This is a genomic window from Paenibacillus sp. SEL3 (genome assembly GCF_054602585.1).
Map to the genome: position 1 here is coordinate 3,370,001 of NZ_CM137725.1, position 21,766 is coordinate 3,391,766.

Annotated in this window: 17 protein-coding genes, 10 tRNA genes and 2 rRNA genes; all 29 read left to right on the plus strand. The window is 49.3% G+C overall.

What is annotated here, in order from left to right; all coding sequences use genetic code 11:
- Positions 1-84: 84 nt before the first annotated feature.
- The 29 genes from rrf (at position 85) to ACYCS5_RS15665 (ending at position 21,746) form a co-directional block, all read left to right on the plus strand.
- A 5S ribosomal RNA gene (gene rrf / locus ACYCS5_RS15525) occupies positions 85-201 on the plus strand.
- Positions 202-239: 38 nt separating this feature from the next.
- Positions 240-316: transfer RNA gene (locus tag ACYCS5_RS15530), tRNA-Ile, on the plus strand.
- 21 nt (positions 317-337) lie between these two features.
- Positions 338-413: transfer RNA gene (locus ACYCS5_RS15535), tRNA-Ala, on the plus strand.
- Positions 414-665: 252 nt separating this feature from the next.
- Positions 666-3,594, plus strand: a 23S ribosomal RNA gene (locus tag ACYCS5_RS15540).
- Positions 3,595-3,723: 129 nt separating this feature from the next.
- Positions 3,724-3,815: transfer RNA gene (locus ACYCS5_RS15545), tRNA-Ser, on the plus strand.
- A gap of 31 nt (positions 3,816-3,846) precedes the next feature.
- Positions 3,847-3,923 (plus strand) — tRNA-Met (locus ACYCS5_RS15550).
- 10 nt (positions 3,924-3,933) lie between these two features.
- Positions 3,934-4,009: transfer RNA gene (locus tag ACYCS5_RS15555), tRNA-Val, on the plus strand.
- A gap of 4 nt (positions 4,010-4,013) precedes the next feature.
- A tRNA-Thr gene (locus ACYCS5_RS15560) sits at positions 4,014-4,089 on the plus strand.
- Positions 4,090-4,112: 23 nt separating this feature from the next.
- Positions 4,113-4,189, plus strand: a tRNA-Asp gene (locus tag ACYCS5_RS15565).
- Between the two features lie 78 nt (positions 4,190-4,267).
- Positions 4,268-4,340: transfer RNA gene (locus ACYCS5_RS15570), tRNA-Phe, on the plus strand.
- 9 nt (positions 4,341-4,349) lie between these two features.
- Positions 4,350-4,435 (plus strand) — tRNA-Tyr (locus tag ACYCS5_RS15575).
- 7 nt (positions 4,436-4,442) lie between these two features.
- A tRNA-Lys gene (locus tag ACYCS5_RS15580) sits at positions 4,443-4,515 on the plus strand.
- Positions 4,516-4,675: 160 nt separating this feature from the next.
- Complete coding sequence (locus tag ACYCS5_RS15585) at positions 4,676-5,818, plus strand: PucR family transcriptional regulator (RefSeq protein WP_165149384.1); 1,143 nt, start codon at positions 4,676-4,678, stop codon at positions 5,816-5,818.
- Between the two features lie 103 nt (positions 5,819-5,921).
- Entirely contained in the window at positions 5,922-7,046 is a 1,125-nt protein-coding gene (locus ACYCS5_RS15590; protein ID WP_029519022.1) for an ABC transporter ATP-binding protein, read from the plus strand.
- Positions 7,047-7,383: 337 nt separating this feature from the next.
- Positions 7,384-8,322, plus strand: a complete 939-nt coding sequence (gene hprK / locus ACYCS5_RS15595) for an HPr(Ser) kinase/phosphatase (RefSeq protein WP_029519020.1) — start codon at positions 7,384-7,386, stop codon at positions 8,320-8,322.
- Positions 8,323-8,365: 43 nt separating this feature from the next.
- On the plus strand, positions 8,366-9,421 hold the full coding sequence (lgt, locus tag ACYCS5_RS15600) for a prolipoprotein diacylglyceryl transferase (RefSeq protein ID WP_318628126.1): 1,056 nt from the start codon (positions 8,366-8,368) through the stop codon (positions 9,419-9,421).
- Positions 9,418-10,071 carry a pyrophosphatase PpaX gene (ppaX, locus tag ACYCS5_RS15605; protein WP_029519017.1) on the plus strand — a complete coding sequence of 218 codons (654 nt, stop codon included), beginning with the start codon at positions 9,418-9,420 and terminating at the stop codon, positions 10,069-10,071. The genes lgt and ppaX overlap by 4 nt, the downstream gene beginning before the upstream one ends.
- Positions 10,068-10,562, plus strand: coding sequence for an acyltransferase (locus ACYCS5_RS15610; protein ID WP_318628127.1), 495 nt, complete (start codon positions 10,068-10,070; stop codon positions 10,560-10,562). Before ppaX ends, ACYCS5_RS15610 begins: the two co-directional genes overlap by 4 nt.
- A 147-nt stretch (positions 10,563-10,709) precedes the next feature.
- Positions 10,710-11,861: an acyltransferase gene (locus tag ACYCS5_RS15615; protein ID WP_459759740.1), complete on the plus strand. Its 1,152-nt coding sequence runs from the start codon at positions 10,710-10,712 to the stop codon at positions 11,859-11,861.
- A 231-nt stretch (positions 11,862-12,092) separates the two neighbouring features.
- Positions 12,093-13,340: an ATP phosphoribosyltransferase regulatory subunit gene (locus tag ACYCS5_RS15620; protein WP_459759741.1), complete on the plus strand. Its 1,248-nt coding sequence runs from the start codon at positions 12,093-12,095 to the stop codon at positions 13,338-13,340.
- A complete protein-coding gene (hisG, locus tag ACYCS5_RS15625) occupies positions 13,294-13,938 on the plus strand; it encodes an ATP phosphoribosyltransferase (protein ID WP_061830205.1) in 645 nt (214 codons plus the stop codon). The genes ACYCS5_RS15620 and hisG overlap by 47 nt, the downstream gene beginning before the upstream one ends.
- Before the next feature lie 69 nt (positions 13,939-14,007).
- Positions 14,008-15,321 carry a histidinol dehydrogenase gene (hisD, locus tag ACYCS5_RS15630; RefSeq protein ID WP_459759742.1) on the plus strand — a complete coding sequence of 438 codons (1,314 nt, stop codon included), beginning with the start codon at positions 14,008-14,010 and terminating at the stop codon, positions 15,319-15,321.
- On the plus strand, positions 15,305-15,913 hold the full coding sequence (gene hisB / locus ACYCS5_RS15635) for an imidazoleglycerol-phosphate dehydratase HisB (RefSeq protein ID WP_029519009.1): 609 nt from the start codon (positions 15,305-15,307) through the stop codon (positions 15,911-15,913). Before hisD ends, hisB begins: the two co-directional genes overlap by 17 nt.
- Before the next feature lie 3 nt (positions 15,914-15,916).
- Positions 15,917-16,546, plus strand: coding sequence for an imidazole glycerol phosphate synthase subunit HisH (gene hisH / locus ACYCS5_RS15640; RefSeq protein ID WP_029519007.1), 630 nt, complete (start codon positions 15,917-15,919; stop codon positions 16,544-16,546).
- A 95-nt stretch (positions 16,547-16,641) separates the two neighbouring features.
- Positions 16,642-17,373, plus strand: a complete 732-nt coding sequence (hisA, locus tag ACYCS5_RS15645; protein WP_165149360.1) for a 1-(5-phosphoribosyl)-5-[(5-phosphoribosylamino)methylideneamino]imidazole-4-carboxamide isomerase — start codon at positions 16,642-16,644, stop codon at positions 17,371-17,373.
- An 11-nt stretch (positions 17,374-17,384) separates the two neighbouring features.
- Positions 17,385-18,143, plus strand: a complete 759-nt coding sequence (gene hisF, locus ACYCS5_RS15650; protein WP_039274196.1) for an imidazole glycerol phosphate synthase subunit HisF — start codon at positions 17,385-17,387, stop codon at positions 18,141-18,143.
- On the plus strand, positions 18,140-18,880 hold the full coding sequence (gene hisIE, locus ACYCS5_RS15655) for a bifunctional phosphoribosyl-AMP cyclohydrolase/phosphoribosyl-ATP diphosphatase HisIE (RefSeq protein ID WP_069012126.1): 741 nt from the start codon (positions 18,140-18,142) through the stop codon (positions 18,878-18,880). Before hisF ends, hisIE begins: the two co-directional genes overlap by 4 nt.
- Before the next feature lie 36 nt (positions 18,881-18,916).
- Positions 18,917-19,741 carry a histidinol-phosphatase HisJ gene (gene hisJ, locus ACYCS5_RS15660; RefSeq protein WP_069012124.1) on the plus strand — a complete coding sequence of 275 codons (825 nt, stop codon included), beginning with the start codon at positions 18,917-18,919 and terminating at the stop codon, positions 19,739-19,741.
- Positions 19,742-19,976: 235 nt separating this feature from the next.
- Entirely contained in the window at positions 19,977-21,746 is a 1,770-nt protein-coding gene (locus ACYCS5_RS15665; RefSeq protein WP_165149358.1) for a tetratricopeptide repeat protein, read from the plus strand.
- The last annotated feature ends 20 nt before the right edge of the window (positions 21,747-21,766 follow it).

A 21,766-nucleotide genomic window follows, 5' to 3' on the forward strand; every position in this document is an offset into this window, starting at 1 on the left:
GGTTCATCACGTTCGTGTGAATGAAATGAATATCCTTAAATTACTCACTCGTTGCTCAGTTTTGAGAGTTCAAACTCTCGAACGTTTGGTGGCGATAGCGGAGGGGTTCCACACGTACCCATCCCGAACACGACCGTTAAGCCCTCCAGCGCCGATGGTACTTGGACCGCAGGGTCCTGGGAGAGTAGGACGTCGCCAAGCGCAACCACTAAAGAAGAACTTCTTTGGTGGTTTATTATGGGCCCTTAGCTCAGCTGGTTAGAGCGCACCCCTGATAAGGGTGAGGTCGGTGGTTCGAGTCCACTAGGGCCCACCATATAACTTTATATTTCCTTTTGGGGCCATAGCTCAGCTGGGAGAGCGCCTGCCTTGCAAGCAGGAGGTCAGCGGTTCGATCCCGCTTGGCTCCACCAAAAAAAAACTGCATGAATACCATCTACTCAGTTGAGTTAGATCGATATTCACACAGGCTACAGTTTCAACGAAACTGTATTGCACCTTGAAAACTGGATACCGAAACGAATTTGCGTTTTAGAATATTCCTTTAAGCTGATCTTGTGTAAACAAGTGAAATAAAGGTAGCAGGTAAGGAAAGATTTTTTGCCTTTGGCAAAAATCATTCTTTATCGAACATCGACATTTTCTTTCTTTGAAAGAAAAGTCTAGGTTAAGCTACAAAGAGCACACGGAGGATGCCTAGGCGCCAGGAGCCGACGAAGGACGTGGCGAACAACGATAAAGCCTCGGGGAGCTGTAAGCAAGCTTTGATCCGGGGATGTCCGAATGGGGAAACCCGGCTGTCTTCATCGACAGTCACTTTCTGCTGAATACATAGGCAGAATAGAGGCAGACCAGGGGAACTGAAACATCTAAGTACCCTGAGGAAGAGAAAACAATAGTGATTCCGTCAGTAGCGGCGAGCGAACGCGGATTAGCCCAAACCAAGGAGCTTGCTCCTTGGGGTTGTGGGACGTCTCACATGGAGTTACAAAGGAACCGGTTAGATGAAGAGGTCTGGAAAGGCCCGCCAGAGAAGGTAAAAGCCCTGTAGTTCAAAACTTGTTCCCTCCGAGACGGATCCCGAGTAGTGCGGGGCACGTGAAACCCCGTATGAATCCGGCAGGACCATCTGCCAAGGCTAAATACTCCCTGGCGACCGATAGTGAAGCAGTACCGTGAGGGAAAGGTGAAAAGCACCCCGGAAGGGGAGTGAAATAGATCCTGAAACCGTGTGCTTACAAGAAGTCAGAGCCCGATCTATGGGTGATGGCGTGCCTTTTGTAGAATGAACCGGCGAGTTACGTTCCCGTGCAAGGTTAAGGTGAAGAGCTGAAGCCGTAGCGAAAGCGAGTCTGAATAGGGCGATCTTTAGTACGTGGACGTAGACCCGAAACCGGGTGATCTACCCCTGTCCAGGGTGAAGGTGCGGTAACACGCACTGGAGGCCCGAACCCACGCATGTTGAAAAATGCGGGGATGAGGTGGGGGTAGCGGAGAAATTCCAATCGAACCCGGAGATAGCTGGTTCTCCCCGAAATAGCTTTAGGGCTAGCCTCGGAAAAAGAATCGTGGAGGTAGAGCACTGATTGGGTGCGGGGCCCGCAAGGGTTACCAAGCTCAGTCAAACTCCGAATGCCATAGATTTAGTTCCGGGAGTCAGACAGTGAGTGCTAAGATCCATTGTCGAAAGGGAAACAGCCCAGACCATCAGCTAAGGTCCCCAAGTGTGTGTTAAGTGGGAAAGGATGTGGAGTTGCACAGACAACCAGGATGTTGGCTTAGAAGCAGCCACCATTGAAAGAGTGCGTAATAGCTCACTGGTCGAGTGACTCTGCGCCGAAAATGTAACGGGGCTAAACACACCACCGAAGCTATGGCTTGATGCATTGCATCAGGGGTAGGGGAGCGTTGAATGCGGGTTGAAGGTGTACCGTAAGGAGCGCTGGACTGCATTCAAGTGAGAATGCCGGTATGAGTAACGAAAAGATCTGTGAGAATCAGATCCGCCGAAAGCCTAAGGGTTCCTGAGGAAGGTTCGTCCGCTCAGGGTAAGTCGGGACCTAAGGCGAGGCCGATAGGCGTAGTCGAAGGACAACAGGTCGAAATTCCTGTACCACCGTAATCCGCTATGAGCGATGGGGTGACGCAGTAGGGTAGTGACGCGGACTGATGGATGTCCGTCTAAGCAGTGAGGCTGGTGTGTAGGCAAATCCGCACATCGTAAGGCTGGACTGTGATGGGGAGCGAAAATTGTAGTAGCGAAGGTCATGATCTCAGACTGCCAAGAAAAGCCTCTAGCCAGGAGAAGGTGCCCGTACCGCAAACCGACACAGGTAGGCGAGAAGAGAATTCTAAGGCGCGCGGAAGAACTCTCGTTAAGGAACTCGGCAAAATGACCCCGTAACTTCGGGAGAAGGGGTGCCTCGGTAGGGTGAATAGCCCGAGGGGGCCGCAGTGAAAAGGCCCAAGCGACTGTTTAGCAAAAACACAGGTCTGTGCGAAGCCGCAAGGCGAAGTATACGGGCTGACGCCTGCCCGGTGCTGGAAGGTTAAGGGGAGTGGTAAGCCCTTCGGGGCGAAGCTATGAACCGAAGCCCCAGTAAACGGCGGCCGTAACTATAACGGTCCTAAGGTAGCGAAATTCCTTGTCAGGTAAATTCTGACCCGCACGAATGGCGTAACGACTTGGGCGCTGTCTCAACGAGAGATCCGGTGAAATTTTAATACCTGTGAAGATGCAGGTTACCCGCGACAAGACGGAAAGACCCCATGGAGCTTTACTGCAGCTTGATATTGAATTTGGGTACGATCTGTACAGGATAGGTGGGAGCCGTAGAACTTTGAGCGCCAGCTTGAAGGGAGGCATCCTTGGGATACCACCCTGATCGTATCTAGGTTCTAACTTGGTACCGTGAACCGGTGCGAGGACAGTGTCAGGTGGGCAGTTTGACTGGGGCGGTCGCCTCCTAAAGAGTAACGGAGGCGCCCCAAGGTTCCCTCAGAATGGTTGGAAATCATTCGAAGAGTGCAAAGGCAGAAGGGAGCTTGACTGCGAGACCTACAAGTCGAGCAGGGACGAAAGTCGGGCTTAGTGATCCGGTGGTACCGCATGGAAGGGCCATCGCTCAACGGATAAAAGCTACCCTGGGGATAACAGGCTTATCTCCCCCAAGAGTCCACATCGACGGGGAGGTTTGGCACCTCGATGTCGGCTCATCGCATCCTGGGGCTGAAGTAGGTCCCAAGGGTTGGGCTGTTCGCCCATTAAAGCGGTACGCGAGCTGGGTTCAGAACGTCGTGAGACAGTTCGGTCCCTATCTGTCGTGGGCGTAGGAAATTTGAGAGGAGCTGTCCTTAGTACGAGAGGACCGGGATGGACGTACCGCTGGTGTACCAGTTGTTCCGCCAGGAGCACCGCTGGGTAGCTATGTACGGAAGGGATAAGCGCTGAAAGCATCTAAGCGTGAAGCCCCCCTCAAGATGAGATTTCCCAATTAGTAAGACCCCTTGAAGACGACGAGGTAGATAGGTTGGGGGTGGAAGTGCAGTAATGCATGGAGCTGACCAATACTAATCGGTCGAGGGCTTATCCTAAGATAAAACGCAAATGAGTTTCGGATCCAGTTTTCAGGGTGTAACCTTGAAATTGCGCTTGATATTCCAAATCACTTTGTTGAGATACAGAATAACTTGCGGAGTTTTGCTAAGTGAGTCCATTTATATGGAGAGATACCCAAGTGGCTATAAGGGGACCCTCTGCTAAGGGGTTAGACTGCGAAAGTGGTGCGAGGGTTCGAATCCCTCTCTCTCCGCCATTTAGGACAAGCTAGCGAAATATTATGTTATGGCGGTGTAGCTCAGCTGGCTAGAGCGTACGGTTCATACCCGTGAGGTCGGGGGTTCGATCCCCTCCGCCGCTACCATACATACCCAGGAGGCTTAGCTCAGCTGGGAGAGCATCTGCCTTACAAGCAGAGGGTCGGGGGTTCGATCCCCTCAGCCTCCACCATTGTGCCGGTGTAGCTCAACTGGTAGAGCAACTGACTTGTAATCAGTAGGTTGGGGGTTCAAGTCCTCTCGCCGGCACCATTTTTGAATTTTGAAAAATCCAGGGAACTGTGGTGTAGAGGCCTAACATGCCTGCCTGTCACGCAGGAGATCGCGGGTTCGAATCCCGTCAGTTCCGCCATTTTTCAATTCAATAGTTTTACCGTACTAAAGTGGGAAGGGGTATCCCTCCGCACTTTATTTTTTTGTTAATGGATATGGCTCGGTAGCTCAGTCGGTAGAGCAGAGGACTGAAAATCCTCGTGTCGGCGGTTCGATTCCGTCCCGAGCCACCTTTATATGGAGGATTAGCGAAGTGGCCAAACGCATCAGACTGTAAATCTGCTCCCTTACGGGTTCGGTGGTTCGAATCCATCATCCTCCACCAGTTTTACGAGCCATTAGCTCAGTTGGTAGAGCACCTGACTTTTAATCAGGGTGTCGAAGGTTCGAGTCCTTCATGGCTCATCAGAAGTCATCAACTATAGGTTGATGGCTTTTTTTGTATTGTTTTAAGTTATGTTTTTATATAGCTTTTTTATTTTACGGTATCGACAGGTTATAATGAGTTCATTATGTTCGCTTAGTGCTTATTCTATATTCTAAAAAAAAGTGAAGTGGTGATCGCGTGACTCTGGATACAGAATGGATTCAGCAACAGCTTCAGAATATTATTCAAGCGCCTTTTACCATAGTGCCTTGGTGCCCGGAAATGATGGCAGAGGGAGAGACAGCCGATTCAGTTATTCCGGATAGATCGTTTGTCCGTGACAACAAGTTATATTTTCCATTTCGTGCGTCGGCAGGTGAACTGGCTGCATTTGTGGTAGAGGCCAGATATTTGACGGATCGAGAACGGAAACTGGTAGAAGCGCTATTGGGGAACATGGAGCAGGTCTGGCAGAACGGTCCACAATTGTCGGATAACCCGGTTTATAGCGAGGAAGAGCGCATGAATCGTTATGGACAATGGCTTATACAGCAGGCTGCCAATCTAAACAAGGAAGAAGAGGTTCCAGATGAATTGCAGCTTCGTGATTCGCTATCAGCGTGTATGGTTCCGATTTTACTGAATGGCGAGGGAACACAGGAGGGGGCTATTACTTATACCCAGCTCCATCGATTGTTCGCGAGCTATTTTGGAGGGGATGTGCTGCTTACTCCATTGGACAAACAGTCTTGGCTGATTATGGCTAAAAAGGAGCTTTTATTAGGAGCGGACGATGAACGGGATAAAGACACTGAGTCCAGGGATGCAGATTTTACGGAATCGTTGGAGGAGGTTCTCACGGCTTTTAGCTTGGGTCTATATGAGCTTATTGCGAATGAGTGGGTGGGTGTATTCCATTTGGCGGTTTCTAAGCCTTCAATCCCTTTGCAAAGTCTTCCCCAAGAGCTGAATTTGTTATGGGAGACCATACATTTGGGCAAGATTTTTCATGTAACAGAGCACATCCACTTTTCATGGGAGCTTCATTTGGAAAGGCTGTTAAACCGCATTTCCAAGGAACAACGCGTATTATTTTTAGAGCAGGTAATGAAGTCATCTGTCATACTGGAAGACTCAGAAACGATGGCCACATTAGACATCTTTTTTCAACTGGATTGTAATGTGAGTGAGACAGCTAAGCGTCTATATGTGCATCGAAATACGTTGATTTACCGTTTGGACAAGATCAAACAGGAGACTGGATTGGACGTGCGGACGTTTAATGATGCGGTTTTAGTCAAGCTCTATCTTCTATTGTACAAAGTGACAAAAAGGAAATAGCATTTTTGTGCAGTTTGCGAATAGCCATGCTACGGGGACTAGGATAAGATACAAGTAAGAAATGTATTCGATTTCATAACTTGATCTTAGGGAGGCAAAAGCTATGGCTGGTGTACGTTTAGAGCATATTTTCAAAAAATATCCGGGTGCAGATAAAGCTACGGTTGTTGATGTCAATTTGGACATTCAAGATAAAGAGTTTCTCGTGTTGGTTGGTCCTTCCGGTTGTGGTAAATCTACTACGCTCCGTATGATCGCTGGTCTAGAGGAAATTTCAGACGGTAAATTGTACATTGGAGATCGTGTTGTGAACGACGTGGCTCCAAAGGACCGCGATATCGCGATGGTATTCCAATCCTATGCCTTGTATCCGCATATGAATGTATATCAAAACATGGCTTTTGGTCTGAAACTCCGTAAGGTGAAGAAAGAAGAAATTGACAAACGTGTACGTGAAGCGGCTAAAATCCTTGATATTGAGCATCTGCTGGACCGCAAGCCGAAAGCGTTATCAGGTGGTCAACGCCAGCGTGTTGCCTTGGGACGTGCGATTGTGCGTGACCCGCAAGTGTTCTTGATGGATGAGCCACTGTCCAACTTGGATGCCAAGCTGCGTGGTCAGATGCGTGCGGAAATCACGAAGCTGGCTAAGCGTCTGGAAACGACTGTTATCTACGTAACCCATGACCAGGTCGAAGCCATGACGATGGGTGACCGGATTGTAGTTATGAAGGATGGTATTATCCAACAAGCTGCATCCCCAGATGAACTGTACAACCGTCCAGTGAATCTGTTCGTAGCTGGTTTTATCGGCTCTCCTACGATGAACTTTATCACAGGTAAGCTGGTTGAAAAAGAAGGTGCATTGCATTTTGCTGCGCCGGGTCTGGATCTGTTTGTACCAGAAGGTAAAGGACAGATTTTAAAAGCGAAGGGCTATATCGGGAAAGAAGTGATCTTGGGTATCCGTCCTGAGGATATTCATGAAGAGCCTGTATTCTTGGAGGCTTCTCCGAATACGATCTTTACATCCACTGTGGATGTAACGGAAAACCTCGGTCATGAAATGCTGTTGTACCTGAGCGGTGCTGGAAATGATACGATTATTGCCCGTGTAGACGGACGCTCCAATACTCGTGATGGTGTCAAAGCGAAGTTGGCTGTTGATATGAACAAGGTTCATATTTTTGATAAGGAATCGGAATTGAGTGTTCTGGTTGGCGAATAAAATTTGCCTCTGGAAGAGAGTCGCAGTTTTCCCCGAGCGGAGAACTGCGACTCTTTTTATATATCGCATACGGCTACTAGCTTCGGCATTGCATTCATTGGAAAATTCCGATACGATGGGTACAATGGACAGGTCTAGATGTAGGTTCGTTGGCAGGAGTCCTAGATGGGATCAACCCAGCTGGCGGAATGGAGCTAGCCTGGAACCATATGTTAAATCAAGTGGAGTGTGCATTGGCGCAGGATAGACTGGCGTTGGGTTGTATGGTTAATAGGGTAAAGCTACATAAATCAAGTGACGTATAGAATCTGGTTTTGCAGATGAAGGGGAGAATAAAATGGCTAAACAGGTAAAGGTATCCGAGCTTGTACAGCAGTTTCAAATGGAAGTTATTTCCGGTGAAAAAGGTCTGCGAAGACTGATCACAGTGGACGATTTAAATCGCCCAGGTCTGGAGATGGCCGGGTATTTTGAATATCATACACAAGAGCGGGTACAGCTTCTGGGAAGGTCTGAGTTGGCTTTTCTGGGAATGCTTCCTCCTGAGGAACGCCGGGATCGGATGGAGCGTCTGTGTACAGAGCTGACTCCATGCATTATCGTCACACGTGGTCTAGAGGTACCGGCTGAGTTAGTGGAGGCGAGCGCAGAGCGAGATATTCCTGTACTGCGCACTAATATGGCGACGACGATTTTATCAAGCCGCATCACAGGCTTTCTCGAAAGAAAGCTGGCTCCTACAGCAACTATTCATGGTGTACTGTGTGACGTGTATGGCGTGGGAATGCTTATCACAGGAAGTAGTGGAATTGGTAAAAGTGAAACGGCACTGGAACTGGTTAAACGTGGACATCGCTTGGTAGCAGATGACGCGGTAGAAATTCGGCAAACGTCCGATTTTCAGCTGCATGGTACAGCACCTGAGCTGATCCGTCACCTGTTGGAAATTCGTGGCGTGGGCATTATTAATGTGATGACGCTGTTTGGGGCCGGTGCAGTTCGTAATAACAAACGGATTACATTGGTTGTTCGTCTGGAGGCATGGCAGCAGGACAAGCAGTATGACCGTCTTGGTCTTGATGAGGAAACGACACGCATTATTGATACAGATGTTCCACTGGTTACGATTCCAGTTCGTCCGGGCCGAAACTTGGCTGTTATTATCGAGGTGGCGGCGATGAACTATCGTTTGAAACAAATGGGTGTTAATGCAGCCCTGCAATTTACAAACAAGCTGACTGCTACAATTTCTGAAGATATGGAAGAGATGGATTAAGGTTTGTTCGTTTGCAAGGAAGAACGAGGAGTGAGAGAAACATATGTCAACGGCAACATTACTGCTGAATCCGATCGCTTTTTCAATCGGGGCAATCAAGGTCCACTGGTATGGGCTTATTTTGGGGCTGGCGGCGCTTGTGGGTTTATATCTTGCCATCCGTGAAGGAAAAAGATTCGGTATTCCGCAGGACTTTTTTATGGATATGCTGCTTCTGGGTGTTCCCTCAGCTATTATTGGAGCGCGTATTTATTATGTAGCCTTCAAATGGGAAGACTACCGAGATAATCTATGGGATGTTTTTAAAATTTGGAATGGCGGTATTGCGATATACGGTGCCTTGATCGGGGCCATTATATGTGCGGTCATTTATTTCCGGTATAAAGGGTATAACTTCTGGCGTATCGCTGATATTTGTGCACCAGGCCTACTGATCGGTCAAGCGATTGGACGCTGGGGTAATTTTGTCAATCAGGAAGCCTACGGTGGACCGACGGAAGAGACATTCTTGCGAAATCAGCTCCATCTGCCGGATTTCATTGTGAATCAGATGAACGTTAACGGGGTGTTCCATCACCCTACATTTTTATATGAATCACTGTGGAGTATTGTAGGTGTGATTTTGCTGCTCGTCATTCGTCGTATGAAATTTGTGCGTGCAGGCGAAATGTTTGCATTTTACTTCATTTGGTACTCAATTGGCCGTTTCTTCATCGAGCGTGTACGGACGGACAGTTTGGCTTTTCAGGGACCGGATTGGCTGGCTTCCTTTGTGAATGCTTTGTGGTCTCCTATGGTATGGCTAGGGTTTGAACCAGGGCATCTGGACCCGAGTTACGGTAATGTACGGATCTCGCAATTGCTGCCTATCTTTATTGTTGTAGCTGCGGTGATTTTCATTTTGGTTCGTCGCCGGAAGGGTACATCTGTTGCTCGATATAGCGATCCGATTATCTCCAGCAAAGCGGGGATTGATCAGGTACCTGACGTGATGCCAGAGCAGGTATCCCGTCCAGGACAGGACGCGGTTCCTCCAACAGCTACGGCGGATAAGCTACCTAAGGAAGACACGGACGAGGACAAGAAGGAGCATCTATGATAAATACGATTTTGTTTGATTTAGACGGCACCATCATGGATACGAATGAGCTGATCATCAGCACATTTCTACACATTTTGAATCATCCGGATGCTGATCCGCTGACGCGGGAGCATATTATTCCTCATATGGGTGGAACGCTGGACGATCAACTCCGTACTTTTTCGGGATTAACGGATGTATCTAGGTTGGTTAAGGACTACCGTGCTTATAATCAGATTCATCATGACCAAATGGTGAAGCCATTTCCATATGTCATTGAGGTCATTCAGGAGTTGCGTGCGAGAGGGATTAAGCTGGGGGTTGTGACAACCAAAATACGACCATCCACGATACGTGTACTTAATCTGTTCAATCTGACTTCCTCAATGGACTATATTGTAACGGTAGACGATGTGGAACATCCAAAGCCACACGCTGAACCAGTGCTCAAGGCCTTGACAGGTTTGAATGCTGAAGCAAAGCATACATTGATGGTCGGAGACAGTTCTTTTGATATTTTGTCAGCTCAGGCAGCAGGTGTGAAATCGGCTGGTGTAGCTTGGTCGCTCAAGGGCGAGGAAACTCTGCGCGGATATGGGCCTGACTACATGTTGCATGATATGCGGGATTTGCTGAAGCTGGAGCTTCAGGGTGTCAATGTATCGTGAGAAGGGTGAACCGCTATCCTGTAGAAGGCCCCAATGCGTTGTGGCAGATTTATCGGACGGTGAGCCGCTGGAAAGGCATTAAGAACTTTATTTTTATACAGATTGCCCGGTATTGTCCTGTGCTTTCTCTGAAAAACGTCATTTACCGCAGAGTGCTGGGGATGAAGGTGGGGCAACATGCGGCCTTCGGCCTGATGGTGATGGTGGATGTTTTTTTCCCGGAGCATATTACGATAGGGAACAATTCGGTCATTGGATATAACACAACGATACTGGCTCACGAATACCTCATACAAGAGTATCGTATCGGTAAAGTGGTGATTGGTGATCATGTGCTGATCGGCGCCAACGCAACCATTTTGCCGGGTGTCACCATCGGTGACGGAGCTATCGTAGCAGCCGGAGCGGTCGTGCATAGAGACGTGCCCGCAGGTGCATTTGTGGGTGGCAATCCGTTGCGTGATTTAAGACGCTCTGGTGTGGATGAGTAGGAAATAGCACAATAAGGAAGACCCCTTATATATTAAGGGGTCTTCCTTATTGTTGTTTTTCTGTATAATAAGTGGGGTAATGCATGTTAATTATGTTTAAAAATTGATAACAGACATATTTGCAAAGCGATATGGGAGCGTGTTGATTTGGTCAAAAAAGAACGTATACCAGAGCTTGATGTTTACCGGGGAATATTAATTGCAGCCGTTGTTACCATTCATGCGACTTCAATGGCTTTAATTGATGCGCGCCATTCTCTATTGTTTTACCCTTTTCTATTTTTAAATATGTTTAGTAGCTTTGCGGTGCCAGTATTTATTTTTGTGAGCGGGTTTGTTTTATTTTACAATTATGTCGATAGGCCGCTTCGTGGTAAGAATATGCTTATATTCTTCCGAAAAAGACTGATGTTTATTGTGTTACCGTACGTTTTGTTTTCTCTTGTGTATTATTTGACCTTGGTAACACGCGGGTTGATGCCGCTCAGTGATCTTCCGCTCGTGCTGTTAACGGGAAAGGCGTACACGCATTTGTATTATGTCATCATCATCATCCAATTTTATTTGGTCTTCCCACTGTTGTTGTGGGGAGTGCAGCGCTTATGTCATTGGATATCGAGTCCACGGAGAGTAGCCTGTATCATTTTGGCAGTAGGGTTAGTCATTCAATGGGGGTTTGTATTGCTGAACAAATATGTTTGGCAAGAGGAAAGAGGAAGTCTCGCGATTACGTATATCAGTTATTTTGCCTTGGGCGCAGCTGTAGCGATTGGATATGAAGGGTTTAAAAAGTGGCTTTTTCCGGTGTCAGGTACAGTAATTAGACGCGGACAGTTGATCAGTTGGTGGGGCTTGTGGGTGGCTTGGCTACTCCTGGGTATAGCATATGTACAAATATGGTTTGTAGCATATCGCGAAGCCATCTATGCAGACTCGCTGATCTATGAACTGCTCCATAATGCATATGCCCTCGTCTCAGCGCTGGTGCTGTTTCAGTTCTCGGTTTTATTATATCGTCATGCTAACGATAGGCTGAGAGTGTTAATCAGCTGGCTGGGCTCATGCTCATTCGGCATTTATTTACTTCACCCGGCGTTATTGAGAGTATATCGCAAGCTGGATTTGCACGGAACGCCAGTAGAATATATCTTCTCTGTTGCGGGTGGATGGTTGTTGGCGTTGTTTGGCTCATGGTTGATTGTGACGTTGTGTTTTCGATATGTACCATTTGCATGGATCGGTTTGGGCACGGTTCCGAAGTTTTCTTCCCGGAGTAAAGATGAACAAATGAATAGCTAAATATTTTGATTGATTGGACTGTTGGCTTAAGGCTGGCAGTCTTTTTTTTAGGATTCGTGTATTTTGCATTGGATAAAATATAGAAAGGGGCAGCGGCTTGGCGAATCTGTAAAAAAGGGCTGCTCCGTTCGGTTGACGTTCACAAGTAGGGCATGATAATATATCGAATATACTTTAGTTTGTTAGCACTTTACCATGATAAAGATATTGTGAAATCATGAGGTGATAGAGATGTCTAAGCCAAAAGGATTCGAGATCCCTGTAGGGGTTCGAGATTATCTTCCACGTGCAGTGTCGAAGCTGCGGGCCATCGAACTGAATGTACTCGAATGCATGGAGCGCTGGGGTTACCGCCAGATCATGACGCCTACGATGGAATACTACGATACGGTAGGAGTGGCTAGTTCTACTTCCGATCGAAAGCTGTTTAAATTACTCAATAACCGGGGAACCACGTTGGTGCTGCGATCGGATATGACCGCTCCCATTGCGCGGGTGGTATCTTCGTTGCTAAAGGAAGAGGAAGTACCACTCCGACTTTCCTACCACGCAAATGTATTTCGGGCGATTGAGGAAGAGGCAGGAAGAGAAGCGGAGTTTTTTCAGACAGGTGTGGAGCTGGTAGGTGATGATTCGCCTGAGGCTGATGCAGAAGTTGTAGCATTGGCTATTGCATCATTACAGGCGGCAGGAGTGGCCTCTTTTAAAATTGCCATGGGACATGTGGGATTTCTGAACGGCTTATTTGAGGAAATCATTCCAGGCCGTCAGGCTGAACAACAAGCGCTAAAGGAACTGTTGCTCAGTCGTGATGTAGTGGGCTACCGAACAGCGATTGAAGCTTTGGGCTTGGCTCCCGAACATCGGGATAAGCTGGAAGCTATTCTTCGGTTGCGCGGTGGAAAAGAAATTTGTGACCAGGCTACCCGTCTTAGTGTGGAGCAGCAGACGATTCGATCCATTGCACATTTGTGCGAGGTGTGGGAAGTACTGGAGGCATACGGCGTATCTGAGCATGTGTTAATCGACCTTACCATGATCGGGGATTTTTCATATTATACAGGAATGACTTTTGAGGGCTATGCGGCGGAGATTGGGTTCCCGGTATGCAACGGGGGTCGCTATGACAATCTGCTTCAGCAGTTTGGTCGATCCGTACCTGCAACGGGATTTGCATTGAAGACAAACCGGATCGTCGATGGTGTGGATGGTATCCAAATGGAGACGAAGCTTCCTGTACTTATCCGTTATGACGAACAGGGACGCCAAGAGGCGTTATCCGCAGCCGCACAGCTACGCGCAACAGGTCTTACTGTGGTGACAGGACTCACGGGCGGACCGGAAGATCGACGTCGTGAGCAGCAGGGGCTGTACGCAGAGGTATACAGCTATACAGCCGAAGGAAGAGAGCCAGTACAAGGGGGGAACTGCCATGACAGAAACATTGAAAGTAGCCATGCCAAAGGGACGGATTTATAAGCAGGCTTCTGAGCTATTTCGCCGAGCAGGGGTTCCCATTCCGCTGGATGTGGACGAGACGCGCAAGCTGGTCATTCCACTGCCTGAGCTAGGCATGGAATTTATTATGGCGAAGCCCGTCGATGTTCCTACGTATGTGGAATATGGGGCAGCGGACATCGGCATTGTGGGCAAGGATGTTTTGCTGGAAGAGAACAAGGATGTGTATGAACTGCTGGATTTGGGGATCGCCCGTTGTCGGATGTCAGTGATTGCTTTACCAGATTGGCAGCCAGGTATTCGTCAGCGGGTCGCTACAAAGTATCCGAATGTGGCTTCCCAGTATTTTCGGGAGCAAGGCCAACAGGTGGAGGTTATTAAGCTGAATGGCTCCATTGAGCTGGCGCCGTTAATTGGTCTGGCAGACCGCATTGTTGATATGGTAGAAACGGGGCAGACCTTGCGGGAGAATGGATTGGTCGAGCAGATCAGCATACTGGATATTACCAGTCGTCTGATTGCGAATCGGGTCAGCTACCGGATGAAAAACAGCTCGATTCAGGCTTTGTGTGATCGATTGCATCAGGTGATTCCCAATGCGGTGGCACCCCGGGAGTAAATGAACTAAAGGAATAAGCCAAGGGTTAAAGGAGCATTCTGCAAGCTGCAAGTAAGGGGGAATGGACAAATGAAGATTGTATCAGCCCGTGATTTCAGTCTCCAACGGGAGGTGGATTACGGCACACCTGAGCAAAATGAGGCTGTGCGTACCATTATTCAGTCGGTACGCCAAGAAGGGGATGAGGCTGTCCTGCGGTATACGCAATCGTTTGATGGTGTATCGCTGATCGCAGAGCAGCTTCGTGTGACGGAGGAAGAATTGAAGGCGGCATATGACAAGGTAGAGCCTTCTTTTTTACAGGCGATTCGAGAAGCGGCGGATAATATCCGTGCTTTTCACATGAAGCAAAAACGTAATTCGTGGATGGATTTACAGCCGGATGGTAGCTTGCTCGGCCAAATTATCCGACCGTTGAAACGTGTAGGCGTGTATGTTCCGGGCGGTAAAGCGGCCTATCCATCCTCTGTGCTGATGAATGTCATTCCCGCTCAGGTGGCTGGTGTACCTGAGATTGTCATGGTGACACCCCCGGCGACAGGCGGCAAGGCAGGGATAGATCCATATACACTGGTAGCTGCGGCAGAGGCTGGTGTAACGGAAATATATAGGGTTGGCGGAGCGCAAGCGATTGCTTCCCTCGCTTATGGAACACATAGCATTGAACCAGTCGATAAAATTTGCGGTCCCGGTAACATTTATGTAGCGCTGGCGAAGCGCGAGGTGTACGGCGCGGTGGATATCGACAGTATAGCGGGACCAAGTGAAATTGTCGTGTTGGCTGACGACACGGCGAATGCCTCATATATAGCGGCTGACCTGCTTTCACAGGCGGAACATGACGAGATGGCCTCAGCCATACTGGTTACGCCCTCGCAACGCTTGGCCGAAGAAGTATCAGCTGAAGTACAGCGCCAATTGGCAGAGCTGCCGCGCAGAGATATTGCTGCTGCATCGGTGGAGGCTTACGGGGCTATCATTGTCGTCGACACTTTGGAAGAGGGCATCCATATTGTAAACCGACTGGCACCAGAACATTTGGAAATTATGACAGAGCAGCCGATGGAGCATGTAGGTCTGATCGAAAACGCGGGAGCTATTTTCCTGGGAGCGTACAGCTCGGAGCCAGTAGGCGATTATTTTGCCGGACCTAACCACATTATTCCGACGAATGGAACGGCACGTTTTTCCTCGCCAGTGGATGTTGATGATTTTATCAAGAAGTCGAGTATGATCTATTACAGCAAGGAAGCGCTGCTGCGCAATGGAGAGACGATTATGCAGCTTGCCCGCCATGAAGGACTGGAAGGTCACGCACGGGCGATACAAGTTCGATTGGACAATGAAAAGAAGGCGGTGGATGGCGATGGGGAACGAAAATAACGTAGCAGGACGTACAGGCAGCGTCAGCCGAAAGACGAACGAAACGGACATTCAGCTATCTTTTGCAGTAGACGGCACAGGGCAAGCTGAGATTGAAACGGATGTTCCTTTTCTGAATCACATGCTGGACTTGTTCACCAAGCACGGACACTTTGATCTGAATGTGCAGGCCAGAGGGGATGTGGATATCGACGATCATCATACCGTAGAGGATATTGGTATTTGTCTGGGACAGACCTTGCTGGAAGCATTGGGTGATAAAAAAGGAATTAAGCGCTATGCCAGCGTCTTTGTACCAATGGATGAGGCGCTCGCACAGGTTGTCATTGATCTGAGTAACCGACCTCATTTTGAGTATCGTGCGGAGTATCCATCACAGCAGGTAGGGAGCTTTTCGACAGAGCTGGTGCATGAATTTCTGTGGAAATTTGCGTTGGAGGCTCGCATGACGCTACACGTCATCGTTCACTACGGGCAAAATACCCACCATATGATTGAGGCGGTGTTCAAAGCGCTGGGACGTGCACTGGATGAAGCGACATCCATTGATCCACGGGTGACGGGAGTGCCTTCAACGAAGGGAGTGCTGTAGCCCATGTCCATTGCCATTGTGGATTACGGCAGAGGCAATCTGCATAGTGTGAGCAAGGCAGTTGAGCGTCTTGGCTATGAGGCTGTAGTAACGGGAGATGCCCAAGTGATTCGTTCCTCCAGCGGTGTGATTTTGCCGGGTGTAGGGGCATTCGGGGATGCTATGGAGCATTTACGTTCCAGCGGATTGGATCGGGTGATTCAGGAGGTTGCAAGCGCTGGACAACCACTGCTCGGTGTTTGTCTAGGAATGCAACTGTTGTTCACTCGTGGTGAAGAATACGGCAGTCACGAAGGGCTTAATATCTTACCAGGTGAGGTCGTTCGGTTTGCTCCTGATCTGGGGGTTAAAGTGCCGCATATGGGCTGGAATCGTCTGCGTATGACTCAGCCGAACCACCCGTTGTTACAGGGCTTGGAGGAAGGACATGTGTATTTCGTACATTCCTATCATGCGAAGCCGGAGGCCGAAAGTGACCTACTGGCGGTGACTGACTACGGTGGGCCCGTAACGGCTATCGTGGGCAGAGGCCATGTATATGGCATGCAGTTCCACCCGGAGAAAAGCGGGGAAATGGGGATGCGGTTGCTTCGACAGTTTTTGGAACTGGCGGAAGCGGAAAAGCGAGCGTAACGATTCATGTGTCTATAGTTGAGGGTACGCCAACTTTGGTCGTTGATGGATGTAAAGGCATATAGATGTTGAATAGCTCACAAGGGGGTCATACTTTGTTCACGATATACCCAGCGATTGATATTCGCGATGGCAAATGTGTACGACTGGTACAAGGAGATTATAGCCAGGAGACGATATACAACGAAAACCCAGTGGAGGTTGCCCAAGAATGGGAGCGTATGGGCGGCTCCTACATTCACTTGGTTGATTTGGACGGTGCTAAAGCAGGCCAACCGGTGAACGATGAGCTCATTGGGCGCATCGCTTCTGCGGTGCAAGTGCCTGTACAAGTGGGTGGCGGCTTGCGTACGCGTGAACATGTGGAGCGGCTGTTGTCGTTGGGCGTGAGCCGTGTGATCTTGGGTACGGCAGCGATTGAGGACCGTGCTTTTACGGAAGCGGTATTGGGTACCTACGGTGATCGGATCGCCATTGGTCTGGATGCACGGAATGGCTATGTGGCCACGCGCGGATGGCTTGAAACCTCGGAGGTTCGAGCGGATGAATTGGCTGCTGAGTTGGCCTCCAAGGGAGCGGAAACGTTCATTTTTACAGACATTTCCCGCGACGGAATGATGCAAGGCCCGAATGTGGAGGCTATCGTAGCGCTTGCGAAAAGCAGTGGACGAACCGTGATCGCTTCCGGCGGTGTCAGCAAGATGGACGATCTGATCACGCTGAGCACCTATGCGAAAGAGGGTGTAGGCGGTGCTATTGTGGGTAAGGCATTGTATACAGGCAGCATTGATTTACAGGTAGCCGTACAAGCTGTAGCAAAGGCATAGGGGGAGTAGGCATGCTGGCTAAACGTATTATTCCCTGCTTGGATGTAAAGGATGGCAGGGTGGTTAAGGGCGTTAATTTTGTGAACCTACGCGATGCAGGTGATCCGGTGGAATTGGCGGCGCTTTATGACCGGGAAGGGGCAGATGAAATCGTATTTCTGGATATTTCTGCTTCAGTTGAAGGGCGTGCCACCATGGAAGAAGTAGTTCGTCAGACAGCCGGAGAGATAGCCATTCCTTTCACCGTAGGTGGCGGGATATCTCATGTCGATGATATGAAACGCATTTTGCGTGCCGGGGCTGATAAAATCGGCGTAAATACGGCGGCTGTCCGTAATCCTCAGCTGATTGCGGAGGGTGCGCGCAGCTTTGGCTCACAATGTATCGTTGTTGCCATTGATGCCAAGTATAACGAGGCGTGGGGCGAGTGGGAAGTATATACCCACGGAGGCCGCACGCCATCTGGTATTCGCGCCTTGGCCTGGGCCAAGGAAGCTGAACAGTTGGGAGCCGGTGAGATTCTGCTGACCAGCATGAATGCGGACGGAACCAAGGACGGCTTTGACCTGCCGCTGACTTCTGCGGTATCGGATACCGTCGGAATTCCAGTTATTGCTTCTGGCGGAGCAGGCAAACAGGAGCATTTCTATGACGTGTTTACGGCGGGCAGAGCGGATGCTGGATTAGCAGCAACGATTTTTCACTATAAAGAAATAGGAATCCCTGACCTAAAACGGGATTTGAAGCGCAGAGGAGTGGAGATACGATGAGCAACGAATTGAACCAACAGCTATCTCTGGAGCAGATACTGGATAATGTCCGCTGGAATGAGGTGGGTCTTGTCTCGGCGATTGTGCAGGATGATGCCACCCTTCAGGTGCTTACGCTGGCCTACATGAACCGCGAGTCGCTGAAACTGTCTTTGGAGTCGGGAGAGACCTGGTTCTGGTCTCGTTCCAGACAGGAGCTGTGGCACAAGGGGGCTACTTCAGGGAATACGCAAAAAATCACTTCCATCCAGTTGGATTGTGACGGTGATGCTCTGTTGATACGTGTCATTCCGAACGGTCCTGCCTGTCATACAGGAGCAACGAGCTGCTTTTTCCGTGATATTTCCGCGCCAGGGACGGCTGTAGCACCTGTTGCAGGAAATGCAGGAGACCACACGCTGGTAAATCAAACCGATGATATTTCCAATGCTTCAGCAGACCGCTTTGAGGTACTTGCCCAGCTGGAGGCGATTATTAAGGAGCGCGAAGAGACACGTCCTGAAGGGGCCTATACGACCTATCTTTTTGATAAAGGTGTAGACAAAATCTTGAAAAAGGTTGGCGAAGAAGCATCCGAGACGATCATTGCCGCCAAAAATAAAGATAATGATGAACTGCGCCTGGAGGTTAGCGACCTGATTTATCACCTGCTGGTGCTGTTGCAGGAGCGCAAGCTACCGCTAGATCACGTGCTGGCTGAGCTGAATCGCCGTCATGAACGACCTCGTCGTGATTAGTACGATTTGTTGTAGTGTTGAAAGAGGGAGGATCGCATGAAAATTGACTATCATACGCATCACGCCCGCTGTGGGCATGCCATAGGGAGTCTGGAAGAGTATGTACAGCAGGGAATTCGGCTGGGGCTGGATCAGCTCGGCTTGTCCGATCACATGCCACTACTGCATGTAAAACCGGCTGACTATTACCCGGAAATGGCGATGCCTATGGAGGAGCTGCCCCGATACGTGGAAGAATGTTTGGAACTGAAGGAACGTTTTAAAGAGCAAATTGATATTCGTGTTGGCTTGGAAGGCGACTACATTGAGGGCTGGGAACGAGAAATCGAAGATATCATCACCGCGTATCCCTGGGATTATGTGATTGGTTCCGTCCATTTTCTAGGTGAATGGGATATCACGGACTTCCGTCAGGTACACCATTGGGAAGGCAAAAATGTGCTTGAGGTGTACCGCACGTATTATAATGCGGTTTCTAAGGCGGCAGCTACCGGTTTGTATGACATCATGGGGCATTTGGATGTCATTAAGCGCTTCGGCTATCATCCGAAGCCGGAGGAAATGGAGGAGCTGCGTGAACTGGAGCGCTCCGCACTCTCAGCCGTTGCCCGCAGCGGTCGGGCGATGGAACTGAATGCATCAGGGCTTTCGAAGCCCTGTGCTGAGATGTTCCCGAGCCGCCGCATGCTGGACGAAGCTTTTTCGCTAGGCATCCCGCTGACCGTAGGATCGGATGCCCATGATCCGGCGAAGCTGTCCGAGCACTTGGAGAAGGCACGCGCGCTTCTATATGAAGTCGGCTATCGCGAGCTTGCCGTATTTCAGCATCGCGAGCGCTCGCCGGTGCCGCTGACGCTTTAATTATTACGTTTATTGGGTCTAAGTATCATATCCAGTGGCTAGCCGAACGCTCCCTATGTATACAGGGAAAAGCGCTCGGCTATTTAGCGTATTCTTGTATATATATCTATTGTATACGAGCATATATCCGTTTTTTGGAATGAGGTAGGATCGACTGTCAAGTCGTTTTGAAGTTGTGGTATACTGAAGGGTATGAACATGTCAGTTACTTTTAAAGGAGGTGCCTTGGTTATTTATGAAAGGGAAACATCTGCGAGTATCGGAACCTAGCCCTAAGATTATTGCTTTGCGTTTCGACGCATCTTTCTTTTTTGAGAAAGCTGTGCGCTCGCTTGATCGCAATCATTATGACAAGGCATTGAAATATTTTCGCAAAGCCGTTGAATATGAACCGGATAATCCGGTGAATCATTGCAATATGGCGGGTATATTATCAGAGATGGGGGATTATGCAGGTTCGAATGAGATCCTGTCCTCTGTTCTGAGTGACGTAGACTCGTCGATGACAGAGTGTTATTTCTATATGGCGAATAATTACGCTAATATGGAGCAGTTTGAAGAAGCGGAGAAAGCATTGGTCACGTACCTGGAGGAGGACGAAGAAGGCCAGTTTCTTGATGAAGCGGAGGAAATGATGGAGCTGCTCTATTATGAGCTGGACCGTCCAACGAAGCTGAACCGCATTAAGGCCCGGCAGGGAGTAGTAGAGCATGATCAGGCTCGTGTCCTGCTGGAGGAGGGGAAATTTGCTCAGGCAGCCCAGTTGCTCAAGCAAATTTCAGAGGAACAACCGGATATGTTCGCTGCGCGAAATAATCTGGCGTTAGCGTATTACTACATGGGATTGTTCCAAAATGCTAAGGCTACCATTATTCAAGTGTTGGAGGATGAGCCGGGGAATTTACACGCATTGTGCAACTTGGCGATCTTTTATCAGCACGAGGGCGGCGGCCCGGAATTGGATCGTCTGGTGCAGACTTTGGCGGTCACTATACCGTTTCAGGAGGAGCAGGTATTCAAGCTGGCGACCACTATGGGCATTCTCGGACGCCATGAGGAGGCCTACAGACATTTCCGCAGGTTGCTTCATGGCGATGGAGAGAACAATGCGGACGCTTCTTTGTACCATTACACGGCGGTAGCTGCCAGCAATACGGGAAGATATGCGGAAGCACGGCGGTTGTGGAGTCATTTGCAAAAGCAGGATGCTTCCTCGGAAGTTCCGCGGTTTTTCCTGTCCCGACTGGAGGAACTCCAGCAGGAGGGTACACCGCTGCAAGTGCTCAGCTATCATTATCATCTCCCGTTTGAGGAGCAATTCCGCATGTGGGAGAAGTTTGGTGCTGACCAGGTGCCTGACAGCATGAAGAAGGACCCGCTAATCCGGTCATCCTTCTTCTGGGCCTTGCGCCACGGGGACCGGGCGACTCAGCTTCAGGTCATTCAGGCGTTAAGCTTGATCGGTGATGATGAGGTGCGTCAGGCACTGGAGTCCTTCGTAGAAGACCCGGACCAGGAGGATGAGCTGAAACGCCGTGCCTTGCAAGTATTGCAAGAGCTGGCGGAGCAGGGTGAGCAGAAAATGTACCCGGAAACGGAACGTTCTGATCAGTTGGAGGTTGAGAACGATCCTCATACAATTGAAGGTGATGTATCTGCCTCCCCGGTTGATCCACAATGGCAGGCAGTGCTGGATAAGGTACTGACCGTTATGAGCAAGCCATCCGATCCGGTCATGCAGCACGACTTGAGATCGCTGTGGCTGGAGTATTTGGATCGGCTTGCCCCGGAAGTTCCGATGGTTCAGCATACTGAGGGATGGGCAGCGGCGCTGGAATATTTGACTGCCAAAATGCATCATCATTCAGTCACCTATCAGGAAGTAGCCGATCGCTATGGTATTTCCGTATCGACCGTAAGCCGCTATGCACGCCAGATTGACAGCGTGTGTGGTATCAAACAGAAGCTGAAGCAGCCGCTCTCCACGTTTAAAAAGCAGGTCTGAGACCTGCTCCAAACATCACT

Bases quoted from the DNA above. Each gene is read 5' to 3' on its own strand.
- ACYCS5_RS15590 (WP_029519022.1), top strand. From the start codon at position 5,922: ATGGCTGGTGTACGTTTAGAGCATATTTTCAAAAAATATCCGGGTGCA.
- hprK (WP_029519020.1), top strand. From the start codon at position 7,384: ATGGCTAAACAGGTAAAGGTATCCGAGCTTGTACAGCAGTTTCAAATG.
- lgt (WP_318628126.1), top strand. From the start codon at position 8,366: ATGTCAACGGCAACATTACTGCTGAATCCGATCGCTTTTTCAATCGGG.
- ppaX (WP_029519017.1), top strand. From the start codon at position 9,418: ATGATAAATACGATTTTGTTTGATTTAGACGGCACCATCATGGATACG.
- ACYCS5_RS15620 (WP_459759741.1), top strand. From the start codon at position 12,093: ATGTCTAAGCCAAAAGGATTCGAGATCCCTGTAGGGGTTCGAGATTAT.
- hisG (WP_061830205.1), top strand. From the start codon at position 13,294: ATGACAGAAACATTGAAAGTAGCCATGCCAAAGGGACGGATTTATAAG.
- hisD (WP_459759742.1), top strand. From the start codon at position 14,008: ATGAAGATTGTATCAGCCCGTGATTTCAGTCTCCAACGGGAGGTGGAT.
- hisB (WP_029519009.1), top strand. From the start codon at position 15,305: ATGGGGAACGAAAATAACGTAGCAGGACGTACAGGCAGCGTCAGCCGA.
- hisH (WP_029519007.1), top strand. From the start codon at position 15,917: ATGTCCATTGCCATTGTGGATTACGGCAGAGGCAATCTGCATAGTGTG.
- hisF (WP_039274196.1), top strand. From the start codon at position 17,385: ATGCTGGCTAAACGTATTATTCCCTGCTTGGATGTAAAGGATGGCAGG.
- hisIE (WP_069012126.1), top strand. From the start codon at position 18,140: ATGAGCAACGAATTGAACCAACAGCTATCTCTGGAGCAGATACTGGAT.
- hisJ (WP_069012124.1), top strand. From the start codon at position 18,917: ATGAAAATTGACTATCATACGCATCACGCCCGCTGTGGGCATGCCATA.
- ACYCS5_RS15665 (WP_165149358.1), top strand. From the start codon at position 19,977: ATGAAAGGGAAACATCTGCGAGTATCGGAACCTAGCCCTAAGATTATT.